Here is a 16,698-nt window from a genome sequence, read left to right as displayed (position 1 = left end):
ATTATATATTGATGCTTTTAATGCCAAAAATATTGTAGCTCTTGCAAACATGATGTCAGATACCATCAAGCTTATAGACCCAGATGTTGATATAACTGGCAAGGATAGTGTCATTGAAATGCTTAAGGTATTATTTGATAAATATGAAAGTCTTCAGTTTGAATCTAAAGATATCTTTGTTGATGGAAATACTACAATTGTAGAGTTTACCCTGAAGTTAAATGATGATTTAGTGAGTGGCGTGGATATTATCGAATGGGACCAGGAGAAGCGAATTGCGTCTTTAAAAGCCTATCTGTATTGAATAGCTGTCTTTGTGGGCAATAATGAATGGTTAGGTGATTTTATGCTCATTTCTGGCTGGTACATCATTTTGTTTCGGCTAGACAGAAAACCCTGACAAACGTGCGCGAACAGCAACTGGTCAGTTGTGCTATCTATCGCACCAATCACTACCCAGCTGACATAATCCTGAGTTAACATGTTTCCCACAGCAAAAACCTGTTGGCTTCAAGGCTGATAACAGGTGTCATCTCTCAGACAGGAGTTTTTTTAATGTCCAAACAACAGATTGGCGTTGTCGGTATGGCGGTGATGGGCCGTAACCTGGCGCTCAACATCGAAAGCCGTGGTTATTCCGTTTCTATTTTTAACCGTTCATCAGACAAAACTGACGAAGTCGTTGCCGAAAATCCAGGTAAAAATCTGGTGCCGAGCTATACCGTGGAAGAATTTGTTGATTCACTAGAAAAGCCGCGTCGTATCCTGCTGATGGTGAAAGCGGGTGAAGCTACTGATAAGACCATCGCTTCACTAACGCCGCACCTTGATAAAGGTGACATTCTGATTGATGGTGGTAATACATATTACAAAGACACCATCCGCCGTAACCGCGAACTTTCTGCGCAAGGCTTCAACTTTATCGGTACCGGTGTTTCTGGTGGTGAAGAGGGGGCATTGAAAGGCCCATCTATCATGCCTGGTGGGCAGAAAGAAGCCTACGAGCTGGTTGCACCTATTCTTGAAAAAATTGCCGCCCGCGCTGACGATGGTGATGCTTGTGTTGCTTATATCGGTGCAGATGGTGCTGGTCATTACGTTAAAATGGTTCATAACGGCATCGAATACGGCGACATGCAGTTGATCGCAGAAGCGTACTCTCTGTTGAAACAGTCTTTGGGCTTGAGCAACGAAGAGCTGGCAAGCACCTTTGCTGAGTGGAACAAAGGCGAGCTGAATAGCTACCTGATTGATATCACAAAGGATATCTTCACCAAAAAAGACGAAGCCGGTAAATATCTGGTTGACGTAATTTTGGATGAAGCAGCGAACAAAGGCACCGGTAAATGGACTAGCCAAAGTTCTCTGGACTTAGGCGAGCCATTAACACTGATCACTGAATCTGTGTTTGCCCGTTACTTGTCCTCCCTGAAAGATCAACGCGTTGCGGCCTCTAAAGTGTTGACTGGCCCTACAGTGAAACCTTTCGAGGGTGATAAAGCTGAGTTTATCGAGAAAATCCGTCGCGCATTGTACTTGGGTAAAATCGTGTCCTATGCGCAAGGCTTCTCTCAGTTGAAAGCCGCTTCTGAAGAAAATAACTGGGATCTGCATTACGGTGAAATCGCTAAGATTTTCCGTGCTGGTTGCATCATCCGCGCTCAGTTCCTGCAAAAAATCACTGATGCGTATGCCGAAAATGCGGATATTGCGAACCTGCTGTTAGCACCTTACTTCAAGCAAATCGCTGATGAATACCAACAAGCATTGCGTGATGTGGTGTCTTACGCTGTTCAAAACGGTATCCCAACACCAACATTCTCTGCGGCGATTAACTACTACGATAGCTACCGCTCAGCTGTGCTGCCAGCCAACCTGATTCAGGCGCAGCGCGATTATTTTGGTGCGCATACTTACAAACGTACTGATAAAGAAGGCGTGTTCCACACCGAGTGGATGGAGTAATCCTTTTAACAGATTACGCTTTGTCTTAATTTTTTTGGCAAAGAGGATTCGATGACTTAAAACAGGTGGAATGCTCAGAAGAGTAAAGCGTCCGCGCCAGGACGGCGCGGCTCGAGCCTCCAGGGATGGATTAATGGCGTCTTTACGATCTGAGTGTTTCTCCTGTCTTACTGCGGGCAAGCAAAACTTCAGTATTTGATATTTGCCTTAATAAAAACGCCCTCGATGCTGAGTCGAGGGCGTTTTTTTGCTGATAAGAAAGGCAATCAGGTAATTACTTCTCGTGACGTTCGCGCAGGCGGCCTATCACTTTACTCAGATCCAAGTCCTGATCCTGCAATAACACCAGCAAGTGATACATCAGATCTGATGCTTCATTTGTTAGCTCTTCGCGGTCATTCACTGTTGCAGCGAGGGCAGTTTCTACCCCTTCTTCACCCACCTTCTGCGCGATACGTTTAGTCCCGCTGGCATACAGTTTTGCGGTGTAAGAACTGGCTGGATCTGCTGATTTACGTGAGGCTAACAACTGTTCCAGTTGATACAAGAAGCCCCAGTCGCTGGCAGCCGGTGCAAAGCAACTATTATTGCCTAAATGACAGCTTGGGCCGATAGGATTGACCAGAATCAGCAGGGTATCATTGTCGCAGTCTGGGTAGATATTAACGACATTGAGGAAATGGCCAGAGCTTTCGCCTTTGGTCCATAAACGCTGTTTAGTGCGAGAGAAAAAAGTGACTTTGCCGGTTTCTTCTGTCACCGCCAGCGCTTCTTGGTTCATGTACCCCATCATCAGAACTTCGCCAGATACGGCATGCTGAACGATGGCTGGCATCAGATTGTCGACTTTTTCCCAATCCAGTTGGTTAATTTGTTGTTCGCTTAACACACTCTTATCTCCACGCCTTGTTCAGACAAATACTTTTTCAATTCGCCGATATTAATGATTTGCTTATGGAATACAGAGGCGGCTAGCGCACCATCGACATCCGCATCACGGAATGCTTCCTGGAAGTGCTCTGGTGTTCCGGCACCGCCAGAGGCGATAAGCGGAACATGGCAGATGGCCCGCATCTGTTTCAATTGGCGCAAATCATAGCCGTTACGCACGCCATCTTGATTCATCATATTCAGCACAATCTCACCGGCTCCGCGTAACTGGACTTCTTTTATCCAATCTTCAGTCTGCCAGGTGGTGGCTTTGGTCCGCTTCTCATCGCCGGTAAATTGATAAACCTGATAGCTGTCACTTTCCTCGTCATACCAGGTATCAATACCCACCACTATGCATTGTACGCCATAGCGATCGGCCAGGCGGGTAATTAACGTCGGATCAGCCAGTGCGGGTGAGTTGATAGAGATTTTATCCGCGCCGAAAGTCAGGATTTGACCGGCATCTTCCACACTCTTAATGCCACCTGCGACGCAGAACGGAATATCAATCACTTCCGCAACTCGTGATACCCAACTTTTATCAACCACCCGTCCATCAGAGGAGGCAGTGATATCGTAAAATACCAGCTCATCAGCGCCTTCCTGCGCGTAGCGCTGTGCCAACGGCACGATATCGCCAATGATCTCATGATTGCGGAACTGGACGCCTTTAACTACTTGGCCGTCTTTTACATCCAGACAAGGAATTATACGTTTTGCCAGCATGCAATCGCCTCCTTCACGTTAAATTTGCCGTCCAACAGTGCACGGCCGACGATCACACCTTGCACACCGCTGCTGCGCAAACGGGCAATATCATCCAGACAACCAATGCCGCCAGAGGCCTGGAATGCCACTTGTGGGTAACGTTGGCACACTTCCTGATACAGTTCGACATTCGAGCCACTTAAGGTGCCATCGCGGGAGATATCTGTGCATAGCACATGCTTTAGGCCGAAAGGCAGATATTGTTCGACAATTTGCTCCAGTGTGGTGTCGGAGTTCTCCTGCCAGCCACTGATCGCCACTTCTTTGCGGCCCGCATCATTAATGCGCACATCCAGTGCCAATACAATGGCTTCAGCACCGTAGCGCTCAAACCATTGTTGCACCATTTCCGGCTGTTTAACGGCGGTTGAGCCAACGACAACACGTGTTGCGCCAGCTTCCAGCAGTGCGACAACATCTTGCTCATTACGAATACCGCCGCCAACTTGCACCGGGACATCAACACCGGCCAGTAGCTCACGCAATAACGGGATCTGGCGGGCGGCGGGATCTTTAGCACCGGTCAAATCGACCAGATGTAATACTTGAGCACCTTGCTGCTGATAATCCTGCAAGCGCGGCAAAGGGTGATTGCCATAGTCGCGCTGTTGGCCGTAATCGCCTTGATGCAAACGCACCACCTTGCCTTCGATCAAATCCAAAGCGGGAATAATCATGGTGCTTACATCTCCAGAAAGTTTTTCAGCAATTGGGCTCCAGCCGCTCCGGAGCGTTCCGGATGAAACTGCACGCCAAAGAAGTTGTCTTTTTCGACTGCGGCGGTAAACGGCTCGCCGTAATTGGCTTGGGCGATGGTATTTGGGCATATTGGCATTGCATATCCGTGCACAAAGTAGAAATAAGTTCCGTCTGGGATACCACGGAACAGATGATTGCCCGCTTGCGCAGTAATCTGATTCCAACCCATATGCGGCAGTGGCAAACCGAAGTCCATCATCTGTTTTACCGGTGTATCAATAATACCGAGCGTTTCAATACCGCCGCTCTCTTCACTGCTGGTTGCCAGTAATTGCATTCCGAGGCAGATACCCAGCACCGGTTGGGTGCAACTCTTGATAAGCTCAATAAGATCGCGTTGCTTCAACTGATCCATCGCCGCGTGAGCGGTGCCCACACCGGGTAAAAACAGCTTATCGGCGCGCAGAACGATTTCCGGGTCACGGCTGATAACCGGTGCATAACCTAAACGCTGCACCGCGTAGGTGACAGAGGAGAGGTTGGCGCAACCCGTATCCAGAATCACCACATCCATCAAAGCACCCCTTTGGAACTTGGCAGGGTATTACCCTCAACACGGATGGCCTGGCGTAAGGTTCGGCCAAACACTTTAAACAGACTTTCTACCCGGTGGTGATCATTACGGCCTTTGGTTTTCAGGTGCAAGGTGCAGGCCATAGCATAAGAGAGGGAGCGGAAGAAGTGCTCGACCATCTCGGTACTCAGGTCGCCAACGCGCTGATAGTTAAACTCCGCTTTGTATTCCAAATGTGGTCGACCAGAAATATCCAGTGCACAGCGAGCCAGGCATTCATCCATTGGCAGTACAAAACCAAAACGGCCAATACCTCGTTTGTCGCCCAAGGCGTTGTTAATCGCCTCGCCTAAGGCCAGTGCGGTATCTTCTACGGTGTGGTGATCATCGATATACAGATCGCCACTGACCTGGATATCCATGCGGAAGCCGCCGTGAGTGGCGATTTGGTCCAGCATATGGTCGAAGAAGCCGACGCCAGTTTTTATCTTGCTACCGCCTTCGCGATCCAGCCAGACATCGACATCAATGGCAGTTTCTTTGGTGACGCGGTTAACGTGAGCATGGCGATCACGCTGGGTCAGTTGCTTAGCAATTTGTGACCAATTCAAGCCATCGCGCTGATAGCGCAAGCCACTGATGCCCATATTTTGCGCCAGTTGCAGGTCAGTCTCGCGGTCGCCGATAACATAGCTGTTGGCACTATTCATTACGCCTTCGGCCAAATAGCTTTCAACTAAGGCGGTTTTAGGTTTGCGGCAAGCGCAGTTGTCCGCCGGTAAGTGTGGGCAAATCAAGACCTGCTCAAAATTGATCCCCTGAGAGCTGAAAATCTGCATCATCAGGTTGTGTGGTGGATCAAAGGTTTCTTGCGGGAAACTGGCGGTACCCAAGCCATCCTGATTAGTGATCATGACCAAACGGTAATCCGCTTTTTGCAGCGCTAATAATGCCGGTATCACATCTGGCTCCAGCGCCAGTTTATCCAGCCGGTCAACCTGATAGTCTTCCGGCGGCTCGGCAATTAGGGTGCCGTCTCTGTCAATAAAAAGAAATTTCTGGCTCATATCGTTTCCTTACGGAGGCTGGCGGTATTGGTGTTATTCGGACTATCAACGCCTGGCAGGGGAGCAAGGGCGGTAATCACACGCTCACATTCCTGACGGGTACCTATTGTGATACGCAGACAATTGGACAAACCTGGTTGCTTGTTCTGATCGCGTAAAATAATGCCCTGATCCCACAGTGTTTTGAATACGCTACTGGAAGCGGTGAAGCGCGCTAGTAAATAGTTACTCTCACTGGTAAATACTTGCTCAACACAGGCGCACTTTTGCAGTTCATTTTGCAGCCATGCACGATTGGCTGTTACTTCGCTGACTCTCTGGCGCATTTGCTCAAGACCCTGCGGGCTGAGTGCTTGCGCGGCGATATCCGACACCGGTGTCGATAATGGATAAGGTGCAATCACTTTAAGCAGCAATTGGATGATATCGCTGTTCGCCAGGGTAAAGCCACAACGTAACCCAGCTAATGCAAAGGCTTTCGATAAGGTGCGCAAAATAACTAAATTCGGATAATCTTTTAGCCAGCCGCTCACTGAGGCCTGTGGGCAGAACTCAATATAGGCTTCGTCGATAGCCACAATAGCGCGGCCTTGTGCCAACTCCAGTACTTCGCGCAAATCAGCCGGGTTGATCAAATTACCGGTTGGGTTATTCGGGCTGCAAATATAGATCAGTTTCACTCGATCCAGACTGGCTTTAATCGCCGGTAAATCTAGCTGCCAATCCGCTTTCGTTTGTACGGTGCGCAATTCAACACCAAAGGTTTCGGCGCTGACGGCATACATACCATAGGTCGGTGGGCAGAACAGAATGGCATCCTGACCCGGCTCGCAGAAGGCGCGGATGAGCAGCTCAATCCCTTCATCAGCTCCACGGCTGACCAAGACTTGTTCCGTTGCTAAACCGGCATAAGCAGCGTAACGCTCGATAACCAATTTAGGCTGGCATTCAGGGTAGCGGTTGAAGGTCTGCGCCGTTAGTTGATATTCCGTCGCTAATGGGTATTCATTGGCATTGAGCCATACATCGCCATTACCGCCCAGACGGCGGGCAGACATATATGGGGTTAGGGCGCGGACGTTGGCGCGGGCCAGCTCAGTGACATTGGTAGATTGGCTCATGCTTGCTCCTTTTGGGCGGCTGTCAGGGCAGCGACGCGTAGGGTAACGGCGTTTTTATGGGCGGTCAGTTGTTCAGCCTGAGCCAGCGTTTCAATGGTTGATGCCAGACCCAGTAAGCCCTGCGGGGTTAATTGCTGCACGGTCATGCGCTTAACAAAATCAGCCAGTCCCAAACTGGAATAGGTTGAGGTGTAACCATAAGTCGGTAATACGTGGTTGGTGCCGGAGGCATAATCACCCGCTGATTCTGGCGACCAGTCCCCCATAAACACTGAACCAGCATTATCAATCTTATCGATAATATCTTCCGGCTGGCGTATTTGCAGAATCAAGTGCTCTGGCCCGTATTGATTACTGATATCAATACATTGCTGCAAGTCTTTGGTGATGATCAACCGGCTACTTTCCAGTGCCTGACGGGCAATGTCAGCGCGCGACAACTGCTTAAGTTGTTGCTCAACTTCGACTGCAACGGCCTGAGCTATCGCGGCATCGGGTGTCAGTAACACCACTTGTGAGTCGGGGCCGTGCTCGGCCTGAGACAGCAAGTCTGAGGCGATAAACGCCGGTGTCGCGCCGCTGTCAGCGATCACCAATACTTCAGATGGGCCTGCTGGCATATCTATTGCGGCACCGTCCAAACGTTGGCTGACTTGACGTTTTGCTTCTGTAACGTAAGCATTGCCCGGCCCGAAGATTTTATTCACTTTCGGCACTGATTCGCTACCAAATGCCATGGCAGCAATCGCCTGCGCTCCGCCAATTTGGAACACTTCCTGGATACCGCACAATTGCGCGGCATACAGAATTTCATCAGCAATAGGCGGAGGAGAACATAAAATAACGCGCTGGCAACCGGCAATGCGCGCCGGGGTGCCGAGCATCAACACGGTAGACAGTAGCGGAGCAGAGCCACCGGGAATATACAGGCCGACGGAGGCAATCGGGCGGGTGATTTGCTGGCAACGCACGCCCGGTTGAGTTTCAACATCCACCACGGGCATTTTTTGCGCGTGGTGGAAGATTTCAATATTACGTACCGCTTGCGCCATAGCTTGCTTGATGTCGTCACTCAAGCGCCCGGCAGCAGCGGCTATTTCATCGCGACTGATGCGAATATCAGCCACCTGCACGGTATCAAAGCGTTGGCTAAAATCACGCAAGGCGCTGTCACCCTCAGCTTTTACCCGGTCAAGGATTTCACTGACGGTCGCGGTGATCCGCTCAGAAGCATTAATAGCCGGGCGGCTCAGCAGCGCTTTTTGCTGCTCTTCGCTGCATTGCTGCCAGTCGATTAAGGTATTGAAATTCGTCGGCTGCATTACTTACTCCATCATCTTTTCAATCGGTAATACCAGAATAGAGCTGGCACCCAGCGCCTTCAGTTTTTCCATGGTTTCCCAGAACAGAGTTTCGCTACTCACCATGTGCATCGCTACGCGGCTCTTGTCACCGGCTAATGGCAGAATGGTAGGGCGCTCGGCACCCGGTAGCAGCGTGATGATTTCGTCCAGACGTTCACTTGGCGCGTGCATCATGATGTATTTGGATTCGCGCGCTTGAATCACACCTTGAATTCGGGTCATCAGGCGGTCAATCAGCTCTTGCTTCGCGGCTGGCATTTCGCCATCGCGCTGAATCAGGCAGGCTTTAGAGCGGTAAATCACTTCGACTTCGCGCAGGCCGTTAGCTTCCAGCGTGGCACCGGTTGACACCAGATCACAGATGACGTCGGCCAAACCGGCACGTGGTGCCACTTCAACTGAACCGTTCAGCAAACAGGATTTAAAAGTCACACCTTGTTTATCAAGGTATTGCTTTAAAATGTGCGGGTAAGAGGTAGCGATACGTTTATTTTGTAAACATTGTGGGCCGGTATATTCGGTATCCAGCGACGCGGCCAGTGACAGGCGGCAACCACCGAAATCCAGACGGCGCAAGGTGAAGTAACGTGGGTCTTCGCCTTGAGCACGGCGGCTCAGTAACTCTTCTTCCAGTACGTTTTCGCCAATGATCCCTAAATCAACCACACCATCCATCACCAGCCCTGGGATATCGTCATCACGTACACGCAGGATATCGATTGGCATATTTTCAGCAAAGGCAATCAGGCGTTGTTGTTGTAAATTGATTTTAATCCCGCAGCGCGACAACAGCTCATGGCAATCGTCACTGAGGCGACCTGATTTCTGCATCGCAATGCGTAAACGTGTTTTATCCAGCATGGTAATCCTCTTCTCTTTTAACTTTATAAAATGGTGAGCAACAAAAAAGCCCTCGGAAGATTATCTTCCGAGGGCTTTCTCTATTGCGTTCTACCGCCACCTGGAAGATTCGTTAACCGTCTTCCAGCACACATCGGCCTGCAAGACTAGTCAGGATGATGGTGATGATGGTGATTAAATTGAACGCGATTCATAGTTGCTTCTCTGTTTGGGCTTTCTGACATAATCAAAATAGCCATAATTGTGACGTGCCATAATTTCTGTCAATCAACGTAAACCATCCAGCGGGTAGCACGCAACCTTTTTTTCACCCGATGGCTTTATTCCTCGGTAGTAAGTTGCGGTTTATCGGCCAGTAATTGTTTTCTTTTCAGCGGTTATCTCTTATTTTTCTGTCAGTTTAAGCAGGAAATTGTTACGTATAGTCATTACGCCGACAAATAAAAATACGCGCATAATATCGAGCAATTGTTAGGTGACATTGGTTGGCGTAGGTTATTAGTATGGAGTGGGTTGTCGGTATGAACCGGTCGAGGGTAATTGAGATGAAGAAAGTAGCCATTATTGGTTTGGGCTGGCTGGGTATGCCACTGGCACAATCATTGGTCCGCCGTGGCGTGCAGGTTGTTGGAAGTAAAACCACGCCAGATGGCGTTGAAGCCGCCAGAATGAGCGGAATTAATTGCTATCAACTGCAACTGACGCCGGAGCTGATTTGCGACCCGGATGACTTAGAACAGTTAATGACGGTGGATGCACTGGTTATCACCTTGCCGGCTAGCCGTACAGCGGATGGGGGCGAACAGTATTTTCAAGCGGTGCAGATGGTGGTCGACAGCGCGTTGGCGTTCGGTGTACCGCGCATTATTTTTACCAGTTCTACTTCGGTTTATGGCGAAACTCGTGGCCGAATCAAAGAAAATTCTCCCCTGCAACCGGTGACCACTGCGGGCAAAACGCTGGCAGAACTCGAGCTCTGGTTGCACAAATTACCCAATACCTCAGTGGATATTTTGCGTCTGGCGGGGCTGGTGGGGACAGACCGCCATCCGGGCCGTTTCCTTGCAGGTAAAACCAATGTGAAAGGCGGTTCGCAGGGCGTTAATTTGGTGCATCAGGAAGATGTCATCTCCGCCATCGAATTGCTGCTCAATCTGCCCAGAGGCGGTCATATTTACAACCTGTGCGCACCAGCCCATCCGCGCAAACGCGATTTTTACCCTGAATGCGCACGTGCGTTACAACTGACACCCCCTGAGTTTGCACCAGAAGCGGCAGAGGAAGCACCACGCGAGATTGATGGCAGTAAGATTTGCAGTGAGTTGGGGTTTGAATATCAATATCCAGACCCAAATCGAATGCCTTTGAATTAATTATAATGAAAGGGCTGCACATTACGTACAGCCTTTCACTTATCTGTATATCACCGCTTCTGATGAATATAGGTCAGTGCCAGCGCCAGCGCCAGAACCAATCCTTTGATGATATCCATCGCGTAATAAGGCACTGACAGCATCACCAGCCCGTTTTGCAGCACACCAAGGATAATCGCGCCAATTAAGGTACCGAAAGCATTGGGTTTGCCGGAACCAGCGAGTGAAAAGCCAATATAGGCTGCTGCCACGGCATCCATCAGATAGCCGCCGCCAGCATTGACTTGTGATGAGCCAATCCTCGATGCCAGCAAAATTCCACCCAGTGCCGCCAGCAGAGATGACAATACATAAGCCAGCACCCGATAACGCACCGTTCGAATACCAGCCAAACGTGCCGCTTCCGGATTCCCGCCGATGGCATACATCCGACGGCCATGTTTGGTCAGCGACAAATACAACTGCACGACAATCGTTACCGCCAACATAATAAGCACTATCACCGGCACTTGACCCAGCGCTGAAAACATCTCAGGAATAACGCCTTCCGCCATATCGCCGCTGGGTAGCAGCATATTCTGCGTGATAGAGCCGCCATAGCTGTACGTCATGGCCACGCCCTGAATCACAAACAGGCTGGCCAGGGTTGCCAGCATATCGGGGATTTTCAGCACCACAATCAGAAAAGCATTAAACAGCCCCACCAGAGTACAAATAAGCAAGGTCAGGATGATGGCTCCGGTAGTGCCAAACCCGTACCAGACAAACAGCGATACCACGATGGCATTCGCCAGCGACGCGGTGGAGCCAACTGATAAGTCAAAGCCGCCAATCGACAGGGAGATCGACACGCCGATGGCAATCACCGTCACAATAGCAATGGAGCGCAGAATGTTGATGATATTGTTAGGATCAAGAAAATTGTCTGAGGCCAGGCCAAATAACGCGATTAGCGCCACAACGGTGAGTAACATCCCCCATTTGTAGAGAAAATCAAACAACTGGTGACGCCACGGCTGCGCGTCTGGCAGGGGTATTTCTTTACTCACTGAGGGGTTCCTCCGGTTGAAAATAGTAATAATGTTTCTTCATCGACATCGGCGGCATTCAATTCGGCCACAATCCGCCCATCCCACAACACACAGATACGAGAGCATAAACCGACCAATTCTGAGAATTCACCGGAAGCATAAATAATGCCTTTTCCCTGCTGCGCTAACCCATCAATCAGATTGAACAGATCTTGTTTAGCTTTGATGTCCACCCCTTTGGTTGGCTCATCAAAAATCAACACTTGGGCATTCCCGCGCAGCCACTTGCCTATCGCCACTTTTTGCTGATTCCCGCCAGATAAACGGGCCAGTTTTTGTTGTGGTGATGAGGTGCGTACTCCCAGTCGCGCAATCAGCTCTTTGGCCCAACTCAACTCCTGACGGCGGCTAAAAATACTCCAGCGGGAAAAACTGTCATCAGCGGCCACACTCAGGTTCATCGGGATACCTTCGTGGATAAAAATGCCTTCTTTACGTCGCTCTTCTGGCACCAAAGCCAACCCCTGCGCGACGGAGCGGTCTGGCGAACGTGGTTTCCACGGTTTGCCCTGTAATTCACCCTGATCAACACGGCTCGGTGTGGCACCAAACAAGGCTTTGCACAATTCGGTTTTACCCGCGCCAGCTAACCCGGCAATCCCTAATATTTCCCCTTCATGTAATGTCAGGGAGATATCGCGTAACTTGTGTTGGTCATGTAACCCCTTAACGGACAATAAGATTTTGTCACTAAAAGCGGTGCGTCGAGGGGGGTAAATATCATCCAAGGTATGGCCGAGCATCTTTTCGACAATTTGTTCACCACTCAAATCACCCATTGCATCATGGCTGACCTTGCGACCATCGCGTAATACGGTCAATTGATCACAAACCTCCCGCAATTCATGAATGCGGTGCGAAATGAAAACGATGGCTATCCCTTCGGATTGCAGACGGCGAACCACTCTAAACAGACGCGCACTCTCTTCTTGATCCAGTGGCGCGGTGGGCTCATCCAGAATCAGAAAACGGCATTGATGAGAAAGAGCGCGGGCCAGTAGCACCTGCTGTTTTTCGGCTAATGTGCAGGATTCCAGGTGCTGGCGCACATTCAATTTGAGATCGAGTTGCCCTAGCAGGGCCTCTGCCTGACGGTACAGTTGTGGCCAGTTAAACAGGTGCCCCTGTTCAGCCAGCGTATCCAGCATAATATTTTCTGCTACCGACAGAGTTGGAACCAGCGCAACATCAACTTCTTGCTGAACCACATGAATACCATGCTGTTTTGCCTGACGGGGTGAGTGAATATCTACCTGCTGACCATCAATAAAGATCTCACCGCGATAGTGATTGTGAGCACCGGAAAGGATCGCCATTAAGGTCGATTTACCCGCACCATTAGCACCGACTAAGGCATGAGTCGAACCACCTTCCAGTGTGAAATCAACTTGTTGCAGGGCATGAAATCCAGAAAACGAGATAGAGATATTCCGCATCTCAAGGCGGGCGGGTGTGATGGTAGACATAATTTCGATGACTGCCCTATAAAAGATTGTGACGAAACAGGCAGTCAATAATGCTGCTGATATCATTCTTTTTTAACACATTTTCTATTATTCGCAACAAACTAAAATAGTTAAGGTATATCAAAAAATTATTAAACAATGATAAGTATGCCCTTAAGATGGGAAAACGCAGATGACATCACAACTTAAAATAAATAATGATTTAAAAGGAACAGGGGCATGAGCACGAATGCAATCCGAGTGCAGGTGGGGCCTGCTAACTATTTTTCTTTTCCGGACGCTATCGACAAACTGAGTGAGTTTTATCCTCAGGCGGCACTGGAAAATGCGCTGTGGATCTATGGTGAGCGCGCTTTGGCCGCGGCCATTGATTATCTGCCAGCAGAATTTAACAACCCTCGGGCGGTGCGCGCTTCATTTTCGACCCATTGCAGTGAATCTACGGTTGCTGATTTGGTGAGTGCGGCGGGCAGTGATCGCCAAGTCGTGATAGGCATTGGCGGTGGGGCGGTATTAGATACGGCAAAGGTGGTGGCGCGTAAACTTGGCTTGCCATTGGTGGCAATCCCGACTATTGCCGCGACCTGTGCGGCCTGGACACCGCTTTCAGTGTGGTATAGCGATGCCGGACAAGCACTGAATTTTGAAATTTTCAAAGATGCCAATCACTTAGTATTAGTCGAGCCGCGCATTATTTTGCAAGCGCCAGTGGAATATCTGCTGGCCGGGATTGGCGATACCCTGGCGAAATGGTACGAAGCGGTGGTTCTGAGTCCGCAACCAGAAACGTTATCTTTGACAGTTCGTTTGGGGTTACAGGCTGCTTTGGAGATTCGCAATGTGCTGCTCAAACAGAGTGAAGCCGCATTGCAAGCGGTGCAACAGGGTGAGTTGACACAAGATTTCCTGGATGTGGTCGATGCCATTATTGCCGGTGGCGGCATGGTCGGTGGGCTGGGTGAGCGCTATACCCGAGTGGCGGCTGCACATGCGGTACATAACGGTTTGACACTATTGCCACAAACTGAACATTTCCTGCATGGCACTAAAGTCGCCTATGGGATATTGGTTCAGACTGCCTTGTTGGAGCAGGATGAAGCCTTGCAATCACTGATTGTGGCATTTAATCAATTGGGCTTACCGACACATCTGGCGGCACTGGATGTTGATATTAATGACCGCGATGCCATTGAGCGGGTGATTAGCCGAATTCTGAAGCCGAGTGAGTCAATTCATTATCTGCCTGTTGAGCTGAATTCAGACAAAATGTGGGCAGCGATTGAGCGGGTAGAAATTGCCGCTCAGCGCTGATAGCACGCGGGAATAGCTGTTTAGATCAAACTGCCATAAGAATATTGTTTCAAGCGGTTTAACATCTTGTTTTTTGCTCCCAAGTTAGGGCAAAATACGCGCCATGCAATAACCGACGTTTAAACGCGTCGGTTATTTTTTTGCATTCGTGTTTTCACAAATCAAGAGGCCGGACAACGATCCGGATAGATAAACAGGTCCGCGAGCGATTATTCACATACGAAAATCGCCGTTATGAGGAAAGAAAGATGGGGCAATTATTCACACTGGCACCGGTGCCCACCGGTATGCGCTGCACATGCAGCGATTATGGCGCAACAGGTATGGCACATACCCGTTTCACCGCTCTCGTTTCCCCACTTACGTATCCCAGGCAGATACGAAGTTTCCCCGTCACCTCTGACCTGCGAGCGACACTTGCAAATTGGGTTAAAGGTATGGGGAGGCTGAATCATGACGCATAATGCAACCGTTGCAGTCGGCACCAATCAAACTGGCGCTAATAACCGCGTTCAACTTAGAAAAACACTGACGCTGGTGCAAGTTGTGATGATGGGTCTGGCTTATTTACAGCCAATGACCATTTTCGATACTTTTGGCATTGTTTCCGGCTTGACCGATGGTCACGTCGCGACGTCTTACGCCATTGCGTTGATAGCGGTGCTGTTCACTGCCATCAGCTATGGCAAATTGGTTAAACGCTTCCCGTCTGCGGGATCGGCCTATACCTATGCCCAGAAATCCATTAGCCCAAATGTCGGCTTTATGGTGGGTTGGTCATCATTGCTGGACTATCTGTTCATGCCGATGATTAACATTCTGTTGGCAAAAATTTATCTCGAAGCGATTTTCCCTGGTGTGCCATCGTGGATTTTTGTTGGCGCGCTGGTCAGCCTGATGACGCTGTTCAACCTGCGCGGCATCAATGTGGTAGCTAACCTGAACTCGATTATTGTTGTGGTTCAGGTCGCTATCATGGTGGTCTTTATGGGGCTGCTGATTCATGGTGTTTATCAGGGTGAAGGCGCGGGCACATTGGTTAGTCCACGTCCATTCTATTCTGAAAACGCCCATTTGGTGCCGATGATAACCGGGGCCACGATACTGTGCTTCTCATTCCTTGGCTTCGATGGCATTAGTTCTCTGTCTGAAGAAACACCGAATGCAGGCAAAGTGATCCCGAAAGCGATCTTCCTGACGGCATTGATTGGCGGCGTGATCTTTATTGTGGTGTCTTATTTCCTGCAACTCTATTTCCCGGATATTTCACGCTTCACTGATCCTGATGCGTCGCAGCCGGAAATCATGTTGTTTGTTGCGGGCAAGTTCTTCCAGTCAGTTATTCTGTGTTTCTCCTGTGTCACGGTTCTGGCATCAGGTATGGCCGCACACGCCGGCGTTTCACGTTTACTGTATGTGATGGGGCGCGACGGAGTATTTCCCGAGAAAGTGTTTGGTTACGTGCATCCGAAATGGCGTACCCCGGCAATCAACGTACTGCTGGTGGGCGGCGTAGCATTGTCTGCTATCTCGTTTGACTTGGTGACCGCAACAGCATTGATTAACTTCGGCGCGCTGGTGGCCTTTACCTTCGTTAACCTGTCAGTGATTTCACAGTTCTATATCCGTGAACGCCGTAACAAAACGTTCAAGGATCATTTCAGCTACCTGATTCTGCCTATGATTGGCGCAGGAACAGTCGGCGTACTGTGGATGAACCTGGAAAGCAGTTCAATGACGTTGGGTTTGGTATGGGGTGCAATTGGCCTGCTTTATATGGTCTGGAAAACTCGTGCATTCCGTCAGGCACTGCCACAGTTTAATGGCGAACTGGCACAGTAACTGTGTTGCTATTAAGTGATAGTTGACTAGAACGGAGCCTGAAAATAGCTCCGTTCAGACTGCTGACAAACCCTGAGGACTCGATCTTGCAAGGTGAAGGCAGGTAGAAGAGTAAAGCGTCCGCGCCAGGGAAGGCGCGGGTCGAGCCCCCAGGGAAGGGTTTACGGCGTCTTTACGATCTGCCTGCTTTCACCACTACAAGCACTTTGTTATTAACCTCAAACGGAGCCTGAAAATGGCTCCGTTTTTTATTGGCTACTTAT

At 49.6% G+C, this 16,698-nt stretch carries 16 protein-coding genes and 1 other annotated feature; of the genes, 5 read left to right on the top strand and 11 right to left on the bottom strand.

Annotation, left to right across the window (positions count from 1 at the left end):
• Positions 1-304: nuclear transport factor 2 family protein (locus HU019_RS13245; RefSeq protein ID WP_174850493.1), on the top strand; the 304-nt coding region annotated here is incomplete at its 5' end.
• A 251-nt stretch (positions 305-555) separates the two neighbouring features.
• Positions 556-1,965, top strand: coding sequence for an NADP-dependent phosphogluconate dehydrogenase (gndA, locus tag HU019_RS13240; RefSeq protein ID WP_050162624.1), 1,410 nt, complete (start codon positions 556-558; stop codon positions 1,963-1,965).
• A gap of 274 nt (positions 1,966-2,239) precedes the next feature.
• Here gndA and hisIE read toward each other — a convergent pair whose 3' ends face one another.
• From hisIE to hisL, 9 genes are all read right to left on the bottom strand, one after another.
• Positions 2,240-2,854: a bifunctional phosphoribosyl-AMP cyclohydrolase/phosphoribosyl-ATP diphosphatase HisIE gene (hisIE, locus tag HU019_RS13235; RefSeq protein ID WP_174847362.1), complete on the bottom strand. Its 615-nt coding sequence runs from the start codon at positions 2,852-2,854 to the stop codon at positions 2,240-2,242.
• A complete protein-coding gene (gene hisF, locus HU019_RS13230; RefSeq protein ID WP_174847361.1) occupies positions 2,848-3,624 on the bottom strand; it encodes an imidazole glycerol phosphate synthase subunit HisF in 777 nt (258 codons plus the stop codon). The genes hisIE and hisF overlap by 7 nt, the downstream gene beginning before the upstream one ends.
• The gene (gene hisA, locus HU019_RS13225) at positions 3,606-4,343 is read right to left on the bottom strand and encodes a 1-(5-phosphoribosyl)-5-[(5-phosphoribosylamino)methylideneamino]imidazole-4-carboxamide isomerase (RefSeq protein ID WP_050122611.1); all 738 of its coding nucleotides are present in this window, start codon (positions 4,341-4,343) and stop codon (positions 3,606-3,608) included. The genes hisF and hisA overlap by 19 nt, the downstream gene beginning before the upstream one ends.
• Positions 4,344-4,348: 5 nt before the next feature.
• The gene (hisH, locus tag HU019_RS13220; RefSeq protein ID WP_174847360.1) at positions 4,349-4,939 is read right to left on the bottom strand and encodes an imidazole glycerol phosphate synthase subunit HisH; all 591 of its coding nucleotides are present in this window, start codon (positions 4,937-4,939) and stop codon (positions 4,349-4,351) included.
• Positions 4,939-6,006 (bottom strand): bifunctional histidinol-phosphatase/imidazoleglycerol-phosphate dehydratase HisB, encoded by a 1,068-nt coding sequence (gene hisB, locus HU019_RS13215; protein ID WP_019081011.1) that lies wholly within the window; start codon positions 6,004-6,006, stop codon positions 4,939-4,941. The genes hisH and hisB overlap by 1 nt, the downstream gene beginning before the upstream one ends.
• Positions 6,003-7,127 carry a histidinol-phosphate transaminase gene (hisC, locus tag HU019_RS13210; RefSeq protein ID WP_174847359.1) on the bottom strand — a complete coding sequence of 375 codons (1,125 nt, stop codon included), beginning with the start codon at positions 7,125-7,127 and terminating at the stop codon, positions 6,003-6,005. The genes hisB and hisC overlap by 4 nt, the downstream gene beginning before the upstream one ends.
• Positions 7,124-8,449 (bottom strand): histidinol dehydrogenase, encoded by a 1,326-nt coding sequence (gene hisD / locus HU019_RS13205; RefSeq protein ID WP_174847358.1) that lies wholly within the window; start codon positions 8,447-8,449, stop codon positions 7,124-7,126. Before hisD ends, hisC begins: the two co-directional genes overlap by 4 nt.
• A 3-nt stretch (positions 8,450-8,452) precedes the next feature.
• Positions 8,453-9,352: an ATP phosphoribosyltransferase gene (gene hisG, locus HU019_RS13200; protein WP_050075240.1), complete on the bottom strand. Its 900-nt coding sequence runs from the start codon at positions 9,350-9,352 to the stop codon at positions 8,453-8,455.
• Between the two features lie 40 nt (positions 9,353-9,392).
• Positions 9,393-9,523, bottom strand: a sequence feature (His leader region).
• Positions 9,499-9,546, bottom strand: coding sequence for a his operon leader peptide (gene hisL, locus HU019_RS13195; RefSeq protein ID WP_002231208.1), 48 nt, complete (start codon positions 9,544-9,546; stop codon positions 9,499-9,501). (Overlaps the previous feature by 25 nt.)
• A gap of 351 nt (positions 9,547-9,897) precedes the next feature.
• Here hisL and HU019_RS13190 point away from each other — a divergent pair, with 351 nt between their 5' ends.
• The gene (locus HU019_RS13190; protein WP_174847357.1) at positions 9,898-10,725 is read left to right on the top strand and encodes an SDR family oxidoreductase; all 828 of its coding nucleotides are present in this window, start codon (positions 9,898-9,900) and stop codon (positions 10,723-10,725) included.
• Between the two features lie 50 nt (positions 10,726-10,775).
• Here HU019_RS13190 and HU019_RS13185 read toward each other — a convergent pair whose 3' ends face one another.
• Both HU019_RS13185 and HU019_RS13180 read right to left on the bottom strand, forming a co-directional pair.
• Positions 10,776-11,774: an ABC transporter permease gene (locus HU019_RS13185; RefSeq protein ID WP_174847356.1), complete on the bottom strand. Its 999-nt coding sequence runs from the start codon at positions 11,772-11,774 to the stop codon at positions 10,776-10,778.
• Entirely contained in the window at positions 11,771-13,282 is a 1,512-nt protein-coding gene (locus HU019_RS13180) for a sugar ABC transporter ATP-binding protein (protein ID WP_174847355.1), read from the bottom strand. The genes HU019_RS13185 and HU019_RS13180 overlap by 4 nt, the downstream gene beginning before the upstream one ends.
• Positions 13,283-13,501: 219 nt before the next feature.
• Here HU019_RS13180 and HU019_RS13175 point away from each other — a divergent pair, with 219 nt between their 5' ends.
• Together HU019_RS13175 and HU019_RS13170 are read left to right on the top strand one after the other, a co-directional pair.
• Positions 13,502-14,593 (top strand): oxidoreductase, encoded by a 1,092-nt coding sequence (locus tag HU019_RS13175; RefSeq protein WP_174847354.1) that lies wholly within the window; start codon positions 13,502-13,504, stop codon positions 14,591-14,593.
• Positions 14,594-15,046: 453 nt separating this feature from the next.
• Positions 15,047-16,435, top strand: coding sequence for an APC family permease (locus HU019_RS13170; RefSeq protein ID WP_174847353.1), 1,389 nt, complete (start codon positions 15,047-15,049; stop codon positions 16,433-16,435).
• The last annotated feature ends 263 nt before the right edge of the window (positions 16,436-16,698 follow it).

Source organism: Yersinia artesiana, assembly GCF_902726545.1.
Taxonomy (GTDB): domain Bacteria; phylum Pseudomonadota; class Gammaproteobacteria; order Enterobacterales; family Enterobacteriaceae; genus Yersinia; species Yersinia artesiana.
Note: the sequence above shows the minus strand (reverse complement) of the source record. Positions and strands in the feature narration are given on the sequence as shown.

Coding starts and splice junctions, on each gene's coding strand:
- gndA (WP_050162624.1), top strand. CDS start 556: ATGTCCAAACAACAGATTGGCGTTGTCGGTATGGCGGTGATGGGCCGT.
- hisF (WP_174847361.1), bottom strand. CDS start 3,624: ATGCTGGCAAAACGTATAATTCCTTGTCTGGATGTAAAAGACGGCCAA.
- hisA (WP_050122611.1), bottom strand. CDS start 4,343: ATGATTATTCCCGCTTTGGATTTGATCGAAGGCAAGGTGGTGCGTTTG.
- hisH (WP_174847360.1), bottom strand. CDS start 4,939: ATGGATGTGGTGATTCTGGATACGGGTTGCGCCAACCTCTCCTCTGTC.
- hisB (WP_019081011.1), bottom strand. CDS start 6,006: ATGAGCCAGAAATTTCTTTTTATTGACAGAGACGGCACCCTAATTGCC.
- hisC (WP_174847359.1), bottom strand. CDS start 7,127: ATGAGCCAATCTACCAATGTCACTGAGCTGGCCCGCGCCAACGTCCGC.
- hisD (WP_174847358.1), bottom strand. CDS start 8,449: ATGCAGCCGACGAATTTCAATACCTTAATCGACTGGCAGCAATGCAGC.
- hisG (WP_050075240.1), bottom strand. CDS start 9,352: ATGCTGGATAAAACACGTTTACGCATTGCGATGCAGAAATCAGGTCGC.
- HU019_RS13190 (WP_174847357.1), top strand. CDS start 9,898: ATGAAGAAAGTAGCCATTATTGGTTTGGGCTGGCTGGGTATGCCACTG.
- HU019_RS13180 (WP_174847355.1), bottom strand. CDS start 13,282: ATGTCTACCATCACACCCGCCCGCCTTGAGATGCGGAATATCTCTATC.
- HU019_RS13175 (WP_174847354.1), top strand. CDS start 13,502: ATGAGCACGAATGCAATCCGAGTGCAGGTGGGGCCTGCTAACTATTTT.
- HU019_RS13170 (WP_174847353.1), top strand. CDS start 15,047: ATGACGCATAATGCAACCGTTGCAGTCGGCACCAATCAAACTGGCGCT.